The organism is Flagellimonas yonaguniensis (assembly GCF_029193885.1).
Lineage (GTDB): Bacteria > Bacteroidota > Bacteroidia > Flavobacteriales > Flavobacteriaceae > Flagellimonas > Flagellimonas yonaguniensis.
This window is the reverse complement of the sequence record NZ_JARFVB010000001.1, coordinates 94,007-109,931: the sequence shown is the minus strand read 5'-3', so window position 1 is coordinate 109,931 and position 15,925 is coordinate 94,007. Positions and strand designations below refer to the sequence as shown.

General features: G+C 41.9%; 14 protein-coding genes. 2 read left to right on the top strand and 12 right to left on the bottom strand.

Features of this window, described 5'->3' with window-relative positions; translation table 11 throughout:
* Positions 1–12: 12 nt before the first annotated feature.
* Genes PY092_RS00455 through aspS form a run of 3 tightly spaced genes read right to left on the bottom strand, consistent with a single transcriptional unit; the run spans position 13 to position 3,135 of the window.
* Positions 13–852, bottom strand: coding sequence for a tetratricopeptide repeat protein (locus tag PY092_RS00455; protein ID WP_275613891.1), 840 nt, complete (start codon positions 850–852; stop codon positions 13–15).
* Complete coding sequence (locus PY092_RS00450; RefSeq protein ID WP_275613890.1) at positions 824–1,360, bottom strand: hypothetical protein; 537 nt, start codon at positions 1,358–1,360, stop codon at positions 824–826. Before PY092_RS00450 ends, PY092_RS00455 begins: the two co-directional genes overlap by 29 nt.
* 26 nt (positions 1,361–1,386) lie before the next feature.
* A complete protein-coding gene (gene aspS / locus PY092_RS00445; RefSeq protein WP_275613889.1) occupies positions 1,387–3,135 on the bottom strand; it encodes an aspartate--tRNA ligase in 1,749 nt (582 codons plus the stop codon).
* A gap of 365 nt (positions 3,136–3,500) precedes the next feature.
* Between aspS and PY092_RS00440 the strand changes: the two genes are divergently transcribed.
* Positions 3,501–3,851 (top strand): toxin-antitoxin system YwqK family antitoxin, encoded by a 351-nt coding sequence (locus tag PY092_RS00440; RefSeq protein WP_275613888.1) that lies wholly within the window; start codon positions 3,501–3,503, stop codon positions 3,849–3,851.
* Between the two features lie 73 nt (positions 3,852–3,924).
* Here the strand turns inward: PY092_RS00440 and PY092_RS00435 are convergent, their stop codons facing one another.
* The 6 genes from PY092_RS00435 to PY092_RS00410 form a co-directional block, all read right to left on the bottom strand.
* A complete protein-coding gene (locus tag PY092_RS00435; RefSeq protein WP_275613887.1) occupies positions 3,925–7,422 on the bottom strand; it encodes an efflux RND transporter permease subunit in 3,498 nt (1,165 codons plus the stop codon).
* 6 nt (positions 7,423–7,428) lie between these two features.
* Positions 7,429–8,616, bottom strand: coding sequence for an efflux RND transporter periplasmic adaptor subunit (locus tag PY092_RS00430; RefSeq protein ID WP_275613886.1), 1,188 nt, complete (start codon positions 8,614–8,616; stop codon positions 7,429–7,431).
* Positions 8,617–8,633: 17 nt separating this feature from the next.
* The gene (locus PY092_RS00425; protein WP_275613885.1) at positions 8,634–9,965 is read right to left on the bottom strand and encodes a TolC family protein; all 1,332 of its coding nucleotides are present in this window, start codon (positions 9,963–9,965) and stop codon (positions 8,634–8,636) included.
* Positions 9,966–10,571: a TetR/AcrR family transcriptional regulator gene (locus PY092_RS00420; RefSeq protein WP_275613884.1), complete on the bottom strand. Its 606-nt coding sequence runs from the start codon at positions 10,569–10,571 to the stop codon at positions 9,966–9,968. It lies immediately after the preceding gene.
* Positions 10,572–10,789: 218 nt separating this feature from the next.
* Entirely contained in the window at positions 10,790–11,224 is a 435-nt protein-coding gene (locus tag PY092_RS00415) for a hypothetical protein (protein ID WP_275613883.1), read from the bottom strand.
* Positions 11,214–11,762 carry an RNA polymerase sigma factor gene (locus PY092_RS00410; protein WP_275613882.1) on the bottom strand — a complete coding sequence of 183 codons (549 nt, stop codon included), beginning with the start codon at positions 11,760–11,762 and terminating at the stop codon, positions 11,214–11,216. Before PY092_RS00410 ends, PY092_RS00415 begins: the two co-directional genes overlap by 11 nt.
* A gap of 174 nt (positions 11,763–11,936) precedes the next feature.
* On the opposite strand from PY092_RS00410, the gene PY092_RS00405 reads away from it, so the two are divergent.
* Positions 11,937–12,920 carry a polyprenyl synthetase family protein gene (locus tag PY092_RS00405; RefSeq protein WP_275613881.1) on the top strand — a complete coding sequence of 328 codons (984 nt, stop codon included), beginning with the start codon at positions 11,937–11,939 and terminating at the stop codon, positions 12,918–12,920.
* Here the strand turns inward: PY092_RS00405 and PY092_RS00400 are convergent.
* From PY092_RS00400 to PY092_RS00390, 3 genes are all read right to left on the bottom strand, one after another.
* Positions 12,917–14,059 carry a lycopene cyclase family protein gene (locus PY092_RS00400; RefSeq protein WP_275613880.1) on the bottom strand — a complete coding sequence of 381 codons (1,143 nt, stop codon included), beginning with the start codon at positions 14,057–14,059 and terminating at the stop codon, positions 12,917–12,919. The genes PY092_RS00405 and PY092_RS00400 overlap by 4 nt on opposite strands.
* A 65-nt stretch (positions 14,060–14,124) precedes the next feature.
* The gene (locus tag PY092_RS00395; RefSeq protein WP_275613879.1) at positions 14,125–14,610 is read right to left on the bottom strand and encodes a hypothetical protein; all 486 of its coding nucleotides are present in this window, start codon (positions 14,608–14,610) and stop codon (positions 14,125–14,127) included.
* A gap of 185 nt (positions 14,611–14,795) precedes the next feature.
* Entirely contained in the window at positions 14,796–15,923 is a 1,128-nt protein-coding gene (locus PY092_RS00390) for an efflux RND transporter periplasmic adaptor subunit (RefSeq protein WP_275613878.1), read from the bottom strand.
* Positions 15,924–15,925: the final 2 nt, after the last annotated feature.

Below are 15,925 nucleotides of genomic sequence, written 5' to 3'. Positions count from 1 at the left end.
TTATTTTTCGAATTATAGGCTTAAACTTGTATCCACTGATTTTTGCTGTGCTATTAAATCCTCCCAATAGATTTGTCGAAGGGCTTCCACATATGCTCTTTGATTATAGTACCCTTCCTGAAAATCTTCTTTAGCTTGTTCAATATATATTTTAGCGGAATCGATGACTCCTTGTTGCTTTAAAACTTTGGAAAGGTAGTATTTGGCATCTGCTGATTTTTGAGTATAACGTAAAACTTTCTCAAAATCTTTTTTGGCGGTGAAAATATTTCCCAGCTCATATTTGGCTATGCCCCTATATAAGAATGCCTCTATTTCAACCCAATCTTCCCCTGTTTCCTCTGTTTCTTTTTTGATATGCTTATCGTAAAAGGCGATGCAATTTTCGTAATCTTTTAATCCCAGATAGGCCATACCTCGCCAAAAGTTTATGCTGTGGCCCCCGGTATAGTCCACAAAGCCGGGAGTAAGTGTGTCGGCAGCATCAAAATCCGCCAAAGCTTTTTTATAATCCCGGTAGGAAACAAGATAGATGTTGCCCCTTGCCGCCAGCCACGATTTTGGATCGTGACGAACAGCTTTATCAAACAATGGTTTCCATTTATGGGGATATCCTCTTTTTAAATAGGCAACCGAAAGCTCATGAATGGCTTCTGCATAGGTGGAGTCAATAAGGGTGGCTTTTTCCAAGAGGCGCATGCATTCTGGGGAGCCTTGCCCATATTGAACTGCTTCTTCAAATACCTGCTCGGCCAAAGCCCTTCTTTCAGCGGCCAAAGAGTCGGTCTCTTTGGTTTTGCAGGAAAGCAGCAATACCAAAATGCTAAGGTAATATTTCCACGATCTTACCATTCTCAATACGATAAGTTATAAACATGTAGGAATCCTTAGGCTCTCCTTTTATAATATTGGGATTCCATTTTTTTAATTGGGATGTCAATTCAAAGAGATGCTCCACCATCTGGGGGTCCAACTTTGTAGGATTTAAATCCAAATCATTTTCATGGATCACGTATCTCCCAGCTTCTCCTTCACAATTGATTACAAAACGAATGGTTAAATAACCTGAATCGGTATAACCCCTATTGTGATAATTTTCCGTAATAAACTTCCTGAGGCCATTTTTGCCTTTGCCGAACGTAGCAGCTTCGGGATTGTAATATTGGTAAATCTTGTTTTCGTCACAAACCTTAAAGCCTTTGTTCAACAGGGCCTCAGTAGGGTCTATATATCCAATTCTATGAGTGTACTTGTTCCCATCAACAATATGGGTGTTGTCTTTTTGACGCCGATTACATCCAAAAACAATGAATAAAGCGGCTAGTATTGAGGATGATAAGAATGTAAACCTTCCGATCATAACACAATGATATGGAAAAAAACAATTTAAAGGTCGAGCTTCAGATGCAATTCGTTGAGTTGCTCCTCATCAATATTGGCAGGGGCATCGATCATAACATCCCTGCCGCTATTGTTTTTAGGGAAGGCAATGTAGTCTCGGATGGTCTCCTGCCCACCCAAAATAGCTACTAATCTATCCAAACCAAATGCAATGCCACCATGTGGAGGTGCCCCATATTGGAAGGCATCCATCAAAAAGCCAAATTGTGCTTTGGCCTCTTCGGGTGTAAAGCCCAAATGTTTGAACATGGTTGCTTGGGTCTCTTTATCATAAATCCTGATGGAACCGCCACCGATTTCATTTCCGTTCAGCACCAAATCGTAAGCATTTGCCTTTACCTCGCCAGGTTTTGTGTCCAATAATTCCAACTGGCCGGGTTTTGGTGAGGTAAATGGATGGTGCATTGCGTGGTATTTCCCTGTTTCCTCATCCAACTCCAATAGTGGGAAATCAATAACCCATAGTGGAGCAAATTCATCGGATTTTCTGAGGCCCAAACGAGTTGCCAATTCCATGCGAAGTGCGCTCAATTGTGTACGGGTTTCGTTGGTATTTCCAGATAGCACACAGATAAGGTCTCCGGGTGTGGCTCCGGTTACCTCGGCCCATTTGGCCAAATCCTCTTGGTCGTAGAACTTGTCCACGGAAGATTTGTAAGTGCCATCTTCGTTACATTTCACATAAACCATCCCCTTGGCGCCAACTTGTGGACGTTTTACCCAATCGATTAGTTTATCAATTTCTTTTCTGGTGTACGAAGCAGCCCCTGGAACGGCAATTCCCACCACCAATTCCGCAGAGTTGAATACATTGAAATCTTTATGTTGTGCCACTTCGTTCAGTTCGCCGAACTGCATGCCAAAACGGATATCAGGTTTATCGTTTCCATACAAACGCATGGCATCATCATAGGTCATACGAGGAAACTCGTCCACTTCGACACCCTTGATTTCTTTTAAAAGATGTTTGGTCAGACCTTCAAAGGTGTTCAAAATATCTTCTTGCTCCACAAACGCCATTTCACAGTCTATTTGAGTAAACTCTGGCTGGCGGTCAGCGCGAAGGTCTTCGTCCCTAAAGCATTTTACGATTTGGAAGTATTTGTCCATTCCACCGACCATCAACAACTGCTTAAAAGTTTGTGGGGATTGGGGAAGGGCATAGAACTGACCTTCGTTCATACGGCTTGGCACTAAAAAGTCCCTTGCTCCTTCGGGAGTGGATTTTATTAAATATGGGGTCTCGATATCGATAAAACCTTGGTCGGACAGATATTTTCTGACCTCCATGGTCACTTTATGTCTAAAGATAAGTTTGTTCTTGACGGGATTCCTTCGAATGTCCAGATAACGGTACTTCATACGGATGTCTTCGCCACCATCGGTTTCATCTTCGATAGTAAAGGGGGGAAGTAATGAATTGTTCAAGATGGTAAGCTCGGTTACAAGAACTTCTATTTCCCCCGTCGGGATATTTGGATTTTTTGAAGCACGTTCTATCACTTCTCCCTTAGCTTGGATAACGGTTTCACGACCCAATTCGCGGGCTTGTTCCAGAAGGTCTTCAGAGGTGCGTTCATGGTCAAAAACCAATTGGGTGATGCCATAGCGGTCGCGTAGATCCACCCATGCCACAAAACCTTTGTCACGGACCTTGTGCACCCATCCACTTAAAATAACTTCCGAACCTATATCCGATGCCCTTAATGCACCACAAGTATTGCTTCTGTACATGATGTTTGTTATGAGAGCGCAAATTTAATAGGAATGCGGGTATTTTTTAGGAGATATGTCCATTTTCTGTATTTCCTTTTTTTTCTAATCAAAGAACATGAGCTTCATTCGTGATTAGATAACATTAAATTAACATTGAAACAACATTTTGAATGATTTTTAATGGATAAAGTTCATAAAATCCCAGTTAAAATGGTAAGAATAGTTTATTCAATAAATATTTAACTAATTGAAATATAGTTAATTAAATTTTTAAAGTTAATTTAATGTAAACTAAATGTTATGTAAATGTGTGATTAATGTAAAATTTAAGTAACTTTGTTACGTTATCATTTGATAATTACAATATTAAAATCCCATAAAATATGAAAAAAGCAGTATTATTTTTGGCGGTGATGTTTGCGGTTAGTGTATCTGCTCAAGATACGAAACCGACCTTTGAAAAAATGGGAAAAATGGTGAAAGCCACTTATTTTCACGACAATGGCGAAATTGCCCAAACAGGTTATATGTTGAACGGAAAGTTGCATGGCGATTGGGTAATGTTCAATGTTGAAGGTAAAAAAATTGCCACTGGCCAATACGAAAATGGACAAAAGACCGGTAAATGGTTCTTTTGGCAGAATGATGGATTGAGCGAAGTAGACTTTACGGACAACCGTATTGTACAAGTGAAAAATTGGAACCAAGGCGATGCCGTTACGGTAAACCAATAGTTAAAATCAGTGTTTAAGAGAAAAGCCCCGACCAAAATGGTCGGGGCTTTTTTGTTTGATATGATGAAAACTCCTATTCTTCTGTAACTATCTCTGGCGTTTCATGTCCTGTTTGCCACTTTTTAATCCTGATCTTAAGTCTGTAACTAATGTTGAACAGTACAGGAACAATGATCAAGGTTAAGAAGGTGGCCACAATCAGACCAAATATTACAGTCCATGCCAATGGACCCCAGAAGATGACATTGTCCCCTCCCATATAGATCTGTGGGTTAAAATCCGAGAATAGACCAACAAAGTTGATGTTAAGTCCAATAGCAAGGGGGATTAATCCCAAAACCGTGGTAATGGCAGTCAGTAAAACTGGACGTAAACGCGCCTTGCCTCCTTTAATGATGGCATCGGTAACATCTTCGTTGCTCAAAAGGTCATCATCGGAAATACCAAGGTTCACTTTTTTACGGTCAATCAGGATTTGGGTATAGTCCAGTAGTACCACTCCATTGTTTACCACAATACCTGCCAATGATATGATGCCCATCATGGTCATCATGATCACAAATGACCATCCGGTTACGATCAGACCACCAAAAACCCCAATGAAACTCAAGAAAATGGCCATCATAATAATGGTGGGTTTGGAAATGCCACCAAATTGAAAGATCAAGATCAGCATAATGAGCCCTAGACCTAAAAAGAAGGCACTGATCAAAAACGACATTTGTTTGTTCTGTTCCTCAATCTGACCAGTGTAATCGATTTTGACTCCTTGGGGCAGGCCTTTGAATTCTTGCATCTCCTCTTGAATTTGGGCTACAATGGCAGCAGCATCGGTAAACCCGGGTTTTAATGCAGAATATACGGTTACCACACGCTTGGTATCCACATGCTTGATGGCACTAAAGGATGAGGTGTTCTTTTTATCGGCTACTGCAGATACGGGTATTTCCTTGATCTGACCGTTGGACGGGTCCCTGAAAATGATTTTTTGGTTGAACAGGGCACTTGTGTTGTACCTCAAATCTTCATTGAACCGAACATTGATATCGTAGTCCTCGCCATCCTTTTTGTAAATTCCTGCCTTATCGCCAAAAATGGACCTGCGTAGTTGCTGACCTACCTGACCTACGGAAACACCCAATTCCCCAGCCTTGGCACGATCTACCTCAACCTGCATACCGGGTTTGCTCTTGTTCACATCGATTTTGAGCTCTTCGATACCTGCAATGTTCTTGCTGTTGATGTAGTTGCGCATACGTTCTGCGGTATTGATCAAGGTATCATAATTTTGCCCTTCGATTTCAATGTTGATGGGATATCCGGCAGGTGGTCCAACAGCATCTTTTTCAACGGAGATGGTCACACCCGGATAGACCCCGGACAAGGTATCCTGAATCTGTTGACGAAGTTCTTCGGTGTCCAATCCATTCCTGTATTTGTATTCACGCATGGATAGGGTTATTTTACCACGATGTGGCATTTCCGCTGCGGAGCCTCCTTCGGTAAATGGATTTTCAGCACCTTTACCTACTTGGGATACGCTGGATTGTACCAAATAATTGTAGTCCCCATTATTGTATTTGCTCCTTCCGGTCACACCATATACCCTACCCTCGATATCTTTGGTAATGGTATTGGTCTTGTCTATATCGGTCCCCTGCGGGTATTCTATATACACATAGATTTCATTGGGTGTATTATCGGGGAAGAATTCCACTTTGGTACGTTGTGTTCCCAACGATATTCCAAAGAAAACAAAAGCCAATATCAACAGCAGAGAGGTAAGTCCGGCATACCAATAGACATTTTTCCCTCGGAGCGCCTTTTTTAATTGGCCTTCGTAAAAATTCTCCAATCGCACCAAACTTTTGGTTTGGAAACGACGTGCCGATGGTTTTAGGAAATACTTATAGATCCAGAACATGCCTGCCACTACGATCATAAGCGTTCCAAGTCCGCGAACGGGTCCTCCCACAAAGTAGATGAACAGGCCAAATCCACCCAGAATGACGCTCAGTCGTATCAATTGTTTTCTGGTAAGTTCTTTTTCACCAATCTGCATAAACTGTGATACCAACATGGAGTTCATGAAGATGGCCACGAACAATGAAGAACCGAGTACCACTGATAGCGTAATCGGGAATAAGATCATGAAATTGCCCATAATACCGGGCCATGCACCCAAGGGCACAAAGGCGGCCACCGTGGTAGCTGTGGATATGATAATGGGTATGGCTATTTCACCAATACCTTTTTTGGCAGCCTCCTTGCGTGACATGCCTTCCTGTTCCATGAGTCGATATACGTTCTCGACCACAACAACCCCATTATCCACCAACATTCCCAGTCCCATGATCAATCCAAACAGAATCATGGTGTTCAAGGTGTAGCCGATGGCCGAAAGAATCATAAAGGACATGAACATGGACATGGGTATGGCGAAACCTACAAAAAGGGCGTTCCTAAAGCCTAGGAAGAACATCAAAACGGTCACTACAAGGATAATCCCGAAAATGATGTTGTTCACCAGGTCATCCACTTGGTTCAGGGTCCTGCTGGAAGAATCATTCGCAATGGTCACGGTTAGGTCTGGGGGAAAGTGATTCTCCTTTGCATCATCTACCAGATCACGAATCATATCGGCGGCCTCAATGGTGTTTTTTCCTGATCGCTTTTTTATGTCCAACATAACCACGGGGGAACCGTGTTCCCTTGCATAGGTGGTTTTGTCCTCCTCTTTGAATGATACGGAGGCAATGTCACGCAGATAAATGGCCCCGTTCTCGGATTTGACCACAAAGTTTTCCAGTTCGGACGGTTTGTCTATCTCGCCAATGATACGAATGGTCCTTCGTTGGCCACTGGTGATCAAATTGCCGGCGGACATCGTCATGTTTCCATTGGAGATAGCTTGGATAACATCATCAAAATTTACCTGGGAGGCCATCATTTTATATACATCCACTGCCACTTCAACCTCTTTTTCCTGGGCACCTCGGATATCCACCTCTTTTATTTGGGTAAGATCTTCGATTTCATCTTCCAAATATTCCGCGTACTCCTTTAGTTTTTCAACCGGATAATCCCCAGTAAGGTTTACGTTCATGATTGGGAACGATTCTGCCAAGTTGAGGTCAAATACATTGGGTTCTACCTTCGCTCCATTGAAAATTGGCCAATCTTCCCCTGCTTTCTCAGTATCTACTTCGTCCTTTACCTTTTGTTTCGCATTTTCAACTGAAATTTCTTCATCAAACTCCACTATGATCATGGAATAATCTTCTTGGGAAGTTGAAGTGATTTCGACTACGTTGCTTATATTTTTGAGAACATCCTCCAGGGGGTCGGTAATAAGTCGTTCCATATCCTCGGCGGTATTGCCGGGATATACAGAGCTAATATATATTTTGGTTTCCTCCACTTCGGGGAAATCCTCTCTGGGCATGGCAAAATAGGAAGACAGACCTATGATGAAGAACAGTCCGATCATCACATAGATCACCGACGGGTTGCCAATGGCCCATGAAGAAAGCCGAAATTCTTTATTTGCGTTCTTTTTAGCTTTTTCCATTGTGGTCTATTGGTTTTTAGCAGTTGTGATTGAATCCGATACCTGAACATTTTGTCCGTCCCTTACACTACGGGCACCATCAACAATTACTTGACTTCCTGCGGAAAGTCCCTCAAGGACCTCCAAATAGTCTCCTTGGGTTTTACCGGGTTTTATAATGGACTTTTTTGCAACCATTTTACCATCTTTCTCGGCAATAACATATACATATTGCTCTCCTTCCGCATTTTCCGAAACAACACTTTGGGGAATGAGAATGGCATTCTCATTGGTATAATCGTTGATTTTAACTTGGGCCGTAAGGTTGGGTTTTATATGTCCATCCTTATTGGGAACAGGAATCTCGGCGATAAAGGACCGGTTGCTGGGGTTGATGAAGTTCCCTGTTTGACGTACTTCGGTGGTAATGGATTCGTCCAACACCGGAAAGTAAGCTTCTGCCTTTTTGCCTGGTGTTACATTGGGCAAATGGGCCTCTGGAACCTCCACATCGATGTACATGTCCGATAAGTTCACTATCCTGAATACTTCGGAGCCCGGGCCTGGACTGACCACGGTTCCCTGATCTTTGATCACATCATCAACGATACCTGAAAATGGTGCGCGAATGGAAGATTTTCCTACTTGGCTTTCCAATTGTTTTACAGCACTTTGTTGTGCTTCATATTGTGTTTTGGCTTGTAGGTATTGGATTTCTGAGCCTATGTTTTGCTCCCAAAGTCTTTTTTGGCGTTCAAAAGTGGTTTTGCTCAATTCTGCTTGGGTTCTTAATTGGGCCAGTTGACTTGATAGCCCGCCGTCGTCAATGGAACCCAACAGTTGTCCTTTGGACACGCGCTGTCCTTCTTCTACATACACACGATAGAGTGTCCCTGCCATTTCCGGATAGACCAGTACATTTTGGTCCGTCATCACATCGCCTTGCAATTCCAAGTAGTGTTGGAATTTTTCAGCTTGAACGGTAATTGTGGAAACCAAAGGTAGTTTTGAGTTATCATCCAGTTCGGCAATGGCATCATCGAGCTTTTTCACTTGATCCTCCAATGCCTTCAATTCTTCTGTAATGGAGGAGCGCTTGGCTCTCATGATCTCTAAATCTTTGCTTGCCAATGCTTCATCAACGGATTGGTTGTTTCCACCCCCGCAGGCGACCACGAGTAACCCTAGTATGGATAGTTGAATTATTTTTTTCATTTGATTGAGTTTCTTGATTATTGATTTAAAATGTTTTCCAGTTCGGTCTTCTTGTTGATGACATCGACCATGGATTGTAAATACTCTTGTTGACTGGTATACAATTGGGTCTGGGCTTGTCTCAGTTCAAAACTGGTGGCCAGACCTTCGGAATATTTGATTTGATTTTTCTTCTCGATGCGTTCCGCCAACTCTAGATTTTCCTTGGAAGTACCGTATTGCTCTATCGCCAGGATATAATCGCTCTTGGCACTTTCCAATTGAAGGCGAATCTGCGCTTGCGCTTCGGTAAATTGGGTTTTCGCCTTTTCCAAAGCAATCTTGGCCCGTTGGGTGCTTGCACTTCTCTTTAATGAACTAAAAATGGGAATATTAAGATCTACCCCTAAAATGGATGAACCAAACCATTGTTGGCCGCTATTTAAAAAATTGAAATTGTCGCTAAAGGAGTTTCCTCCATAATTTACAAAGGCGTTCAAAGTGGGCAAAGCATAGCTTTTAGCTAATTTTAATTCCAATGCCCTTTGTTGGTTGAGGTTGTCGGCCATTTTGTAGTCCACATTGTTTTCGATGTTGAATTGCGTATCAATCAGTCCCAAATCGATTTCCCTTTGGGTAAGATTGTCCAAGTTTTCGGTCAATACCGTAGGTGTTTCAATGGGAAGCCCCAGTACCAAGTTCAACATTTGCAGGGTAATCTTTTCCATACGGCGGGCATTTTTAAGTTGGTTGTCCACTGAGGATAAGGTAATCTGCAACTGGTCCACGCTTTCCTCGTCCCCAAGGCCATTTTCGTAGATGCGCTTGGTTTCGTAAAGATTTTCTTCGAGTGTGGCTTTGTTCTTTTCCGAGATCAGAACACTTTCTCTGGCCAAAAGTACATTGCCGTAGGCTTCCACTACCGCCTTACGAACATCCAGTTCTGTTTTTTTCTTGTTGTTTTTACTGTATTCCAAGAAGGTTTTGGTTGCCTGAACACCAACAATGTATGAGCCATCAAAAATTTGTTGCCTCAATGTGGCCGTGGCCGACATGGATTGCGCCTGACCAAAAACCACCTCTTGGAAAGTGCCGGGCTCGCCGCCAAAAAACTCCGCAGGAATCTGTGAAACGGGCTGCTTCAACTGGTTTTGATAACTGACTGCACCATTGATTTGTGGAAGTCCCGTGGCAATGGTCTCCCATTTTTGCTTTTGGGCATCCAAAATATCCCTCTCTGCATTGATAGAACTGTAATTATGCTCTAATGCATAGGTAATGGCCTGGTCCAAGCTAAGGCTCGGTATGGTATCTTGCGCAGATGCCAACCAGGGAAGTATTAGTAATAGACTGATTAACGTTTTTCGCATTTATTCTTTGTTTGAATTGATGATTGAGTTGAGTATTTTTCTTCCTTCGGGTGTCACGATGCCTCTCAGATGGTATTCCAAATAATTATCGAGCAATTGGGGTTTGTTAAATGTATCCGTGGGGAAAAGTTGGTTGTTTTTAATGGCCATGACTCCTGAAAAATAGATGCGAGATACAAATTCGACATCAAGATTGTCCCGGTATATTTCCATTTCGATCCCTCTTTTCACGTTTTCGGAAACACATCTGTTTGTACATTCAAATTGTATTTCCATCAAGGATTTAAAAATCTTTGGGTAATATTTCTGTAGTTGAAATAGGGGAGAAGACTTTTCGTCCTTCATGTGGACCATGACGAATTTTTTGATCTCGTACAGCTCTTCAATGGGGTTCTTTTCCAATGAAATGATATCATTGATTCCACATGTGATAAATTCGGACATGGACATGGTCGTTTCGGCAACAAGCTCATTTTTGTTTTTGAAATAGGAATAGATGGTTTTTTTGGATATCCCCAGTTCGTGGGCCAAATCGTCCATGGTAATGCTCTTAAAACCAAGGTTCAAGAACATTTCAGTTGCTTTGTTTATAATAGTCTCCTTCATAATCAGGGGCCAAATGTAGGGATGGAAACTTTAAAAACAAAAAAAGTTTCCATAGTTTTACAATTTTTTAACGAAGGAGTGATTATTTGTTTCAACTGGATTCTTTCCCATCTATGAACACGGGTCGAAGTTGCATCTCTTTGTCTGCGGTATGGGGATCCATATTTCCCAACCGCCATAAAAAGGGACTGAATTGAAGTAAGTACTTTTTCCGTGTTTTATTTTTCTTCTGATGTATCATGATGGTCGTTTTTGATTTTTTCCACATATGCTTTAAAGGCTTCTTCGCCTTCCTCTTTCCAAAATTGGTCGTAGTGTTTCCATTCATCAAAATCCCTTCTCCAGGGCGTACACTTATGGGACGATTTAATTTTCTTTTTGTGACTGGAGCCTCCTTTGCTTTTCCCACCTCCGCCACCAAAGCCGAACAATAGTTTGGCTAAGACAAAAATGCCCAATGCTTGCCAGTAGGTAACCGTTCCCACGCCAAAAAGGTCTGGCATGAGCCAATTCCACAGTCGCATCAATAGATAATTGGCCAACAGGAATACCAGAATCCCCAGTATGACCATGGCAATGACCTTGATTGCTTTTTTCACGGTGTTCTCCACCTTTTTTTCTACGGCTTTCTCAAATTCTTTTTTATGTTCCATAATTCAGTGCTTTTATATTCTCCAATGTTTTTGATAGTTCCGACATGGCCCGGTGTCTCCTGGACATCAGGGTTCCTGCCGGTATTCCGGTTCTTTTTGCTATTTGTTTATAATTGTATCCTTCAAAATCTATCGCAATAATGATATCGCGATAAGCAGGTTTTAGGTCTTCAACCGACTTTTTAAGGGCTTGCTCCATTTCTGGGGAATAACTGTTGTCAGCATCGCCATAAAAGAACTCGGCAAACTCCTGCCATTGTTGATCGATATCGTCACTGGGCAATTTCCTTTCTTTTTTGCCCCGCATAATGTCTATGATCCTGTTCCGAATGGCATTGTACACAAATCCGCCCACGTTGGTTATGGGCAGGGCATCATCCGATCGTGAAAACATCCGTAATGCAACATCCTGCACAATGTCCTCAGCATCACGCTCCGATGTATCCCTGATCTTGGACTGCACATAGGAGCGCAGCGATCCATACTCCTCATTAAAGAAGTCGGCCAGGTTGTTACGGTTATCGGTTTTGGCTGCCATTTAGTTGGATCAGGTTGCTTTTCACTTATAGAGACGAAGAAAAAATATTCTATTGCAGTTATTCTGAAATTTTTTTCAAAAGAATCCGATTTTCAGGATTTGGATACAAAGTATCCGAGTTTTTAAGCGAGGGCCTTCATCTCAAATTCAATATTTGAATGTATTTTTGGTTCCATGTCATATATCGATATCATTAGTCAGTATAGAGAGCAGTTTGTTACGTATCTCCATGGACGAACCAAATTAGGGGAACCTAAGAATCTGTATGAGCCCGTGCAGTATATCTTGGGATTGGGAGGCAAAAGAATGCGGCCCATACTCACTTTAATGACGGCCGAAGCCTTCGGAGGGAAAGCCAAAGACGCTCTGGATGCTGCATTGGCCGTGGAAATGTTCCACAACTTTTCGTTGGTACACGATGATATCATGGATGATGCCCCATTGCGCAGGGGAAAAACCACTGTGCACGAAAAGTGGGATGTGAACACTGGAATCCTTTCCGGGGATGCGATGTTGATTTTGTCGTATCAGTTTTTCGAAAGTTATCCGCCTGAAATATATTTCGAGTTAACCAAGTTGTTCAGCAAAACGGCCCTTGAGGTATGTGAAGGCCAACAGTATGATGTTGATTTTGAGACCCGTGACGATGTAGCGATTCCCGAATATCTGAAAATGATCGAGTATAAAACGTCCGTCTTGGTCGCCGCCGCCATGAAGATGGGAGCCATTGTGGCGAATGCATCCCAAAAAGATGCGGATGCCATTTACGAATTTGGCCGTAATCTGGGTATTGCCTTTCAGCTGCAAGATGACTATTTGGATGCCTTTGGAGACCCCAAAACCTTTGGCAAGCAGGTAGGGGGGGATATTATGGAGAATAAGAAGACATATTTGTACCTGAAATCCTTGGAAAAAGCTTCCAAGGAAGATCAAGATGGTCTATTGCACCTCTATTCCATCAAACCCGAAGACTCCACGGTAAAGGTGGCTGCTGTAAAAACCATTTTTAAGGAAAGTGGGGCAGTGGAGGAAACCAAAAATGCCATAAAAAGGTTTACCCAAAAGGCATTCGATGCTTTGGCGGAAACTGGACTGCCGGATAAAAACAAAGCATTGCTAAAGCAATTTGGCGAAAGTTTGATGGAGCGGACCGTTTAGAACATCCGTTTAAACAAGGCTCTGATAAAAGGCATGGGCTTGGGGGCCGTTACTATTTTCAGTTCTTCCCACAAATTGGTCTCGTTCTCGAGGAATTTTAAGATCAGCGAAGCCTTTCTTCTTTTGAACATCGACTCAAAAATCTCGTGTCCCAAGTGATTGCTCTCGTAGAGAATATCCAGCAATAGCATATCGTAAAACAAAAACCGACGCTTTTGGTGAAACTCGGACAAGGGTTTGTTTGCTTTTATATGTTCCACCAATTTGGGTACTTGATGACTTGTGTTGTAAAACGTATAACCCGTACTTGGTTTGGCCCATCCACCTGCAATACCAATGTGAAAAATCCGATTGGTATTATGTTGATGAAAGGGATAACAGGTCATTGGAATGCTGCCAAATTCGGTTTCTTCAATGGTATACGGTGTATCGCCAAAGTTTGTTGTTAGGTATGTTTTGATGGCATCCTCATATTCGCCTTTTTCCAAAAGATGCCCAGAGAACAAGGTGTATTCCACCAAGGCTTCGTTAGCTGAAAAAGGGAGCACGTACATAAAGCGCGTATTACCTTTTTGGGGTACGGAGAAATCCATAAAAGTGGCTTCTTTTGAATTAAATACCGACTGTTCAGTTTTTATTTGCCAACCTACAAAGTGTTGTTGCAAGACAGGGAACCTATTTTGTTTTATAGGGACGGAAGAGTTGTAGAGGCTGGAAAATACCGTTTGTCCGGTAAATTTTTGGGAGGGAGTGGTCACCAAGATCTCATTTTCTTGCTCTTTAATAGTTAGCACTTCTTCCTGCACCCAAGTAATGTTGGGATAGGATTTTACCTTTGGTAAAAAGTTGTTGTAAAAGTCAATACCGCGGAGCATTTTGTAGGTGTACGGTGCAATGGAAGTCGATTTTTGAAGCTGTTGCCCACCCACATAAATATGCCCCCAGGTTTTATGGATCAGATCATCGAATTCGCCCTTGCCACGTTCCCAAAAACACCAAGTACGGTCGTTTTTGGATTTGTCGTCCTTATCCAATACCAAAATGGATTTGGAGGCAAAGAACTTGTCTTTACCCAAGGCCTGGGCCAACAAAAGTCCGGCAGCTCCCGCTCCTATAATGATGTAATCGTACTTGGGCATAGAATCAAAGATAGGGGATAGTGATAAAGAAAATGCTTCTCAGGAGAATTTGAAAATCAAAAAGGTTAATCCAACCATTTTTGTTGTCTTTCAGTTGCATCAAGAATATCAATTCCTAATGCAAGCTTAAAATGCTGAGCTACTTTAAGGGCATTTTCCTTTTCAAAAGTTCGATAAAATGTGATGTGCTTATTTCTATCATAAAATAGATTGATAAGAAACACAACATCTGTGAAAGTAGTTGAGGCTCCCAAGGAGTTAACACGTTGTTTCTGCTTTCCTTTAAAAACAGAGATGTATTCGAATTCAGGAATAGGCTTCCACTTGCCAAAATGAATTGCGAAAATTGACCATATGTTCCGGTAGGTACGATTATCCAGGTTTATTTGTGTCCCTTCTGATGAAATCAAATAGACAGCAAAAGAAATCATGAAAAAGCCAAACAGCATGCTTTGATATACAATGGTGTAAAATGCAAACAGAAAGATTATAGTGCCAAATATTTTTTTTAAAATTGAAACAGGCTTTAAGTAGGTTATGATATTTTCCATTTGGATAAAAATGAATTACCTTATTTGCCTAAGATAAACAATCTTGCTCCATCCTAAAAAAACCGCATAACGTAACCCAAAGAAGTCACGAATCCCTTGGTTGGGCCCGGACACCTCAAAATTGTTCAACACGTTATATCCCCATTGTTTTAGGGTTTACAGTTTGTTTTTTTAGGCAATGTCTTTTATCCTCCGATTAGGTCAAAGACACCCTTGGTCAAGAATTGGTCCGTTTCGTTCAGTCCGGTTGATATGATTTTGGTATAACCCTCAAAGGTGCCGCCTTGTTTTACAGCAACCCTTTCAAAGGTATAGCCACCGTCTTTTTGCTCGATCAATTTAAGTACATAATAGTTGCCCTCTGATTCGATTACCGCTTCTTCTGGCAATGACCAGGTTTTGGTGGTGTCGGTCATGATCATCGCATCGATGAACATTCCTGGAAGAAAGTCGCCCTCCTCTTCGTGGGCCAAGTGTCCATGAACCTTAATTGTTCGTTTAGCATCGTCAATGGAGGTACCTACCAAATGCACTTCTGCCTCAAATGCTTCCTCGGATGCTTCTGGGATTCTGAACCGGATTTTTTGTCCTTTCTTCACTTTTAAAATATCCTTTTCAAAAACCGTGAGTTCCAAATGAACGTGGTCATTGTTCACGATCTCCAGAATTTCGGTAGCAGGGGAGACATAACTACCCTTGGCCACGTTCATTTTTGTGATGCTTCCAGAAATTGGAGCAAAAATGGCGGCTTGCGATGAAATATTACCTTGCTCTACCTTACTGGGCGAAATATTCAGCATTTGCAATTGTTCTTTAAGACCTAGATAGCGGGCCTTGGCCGTTTCATAATTGCTCTTGGCTTGAAGGTAGTTTTTTTGCGATGCGATTTTTTCCTCGAAAAGAGTCTGGTTTCTTTCAAACTCTGCTTTAAGAAAATCCAACTGATTGAATACCTCGAGATAATCCTGTTGCATTTGTACAAACTCCTGGTTTTCCAATACCACCAATAGTTGTCCCTTTTTTACTTGATCACCGACAAGCAACAAGGTCTGTTTTACAAAACCGCCCATAAACGCTGTTATGCTAGCTCGGTTTTCTGGTGGAACGTCAATCATTCCGGAGATCTCCACCATTTTTGGAAATGTTCTTTTTTCCATGGTACTGATCATAAGGTCGTTGGTGTCAAATTGATCTTGTGTAACCATGATTCCCGATGCTCCTGCTTGTCCTTCGGAGGTGGATGCTTTGTTGTTCTTATTGCCGCAGCCCATCAAAAGAAGGAATACAGCGGCTATTTGAAATATATGTTTCATTG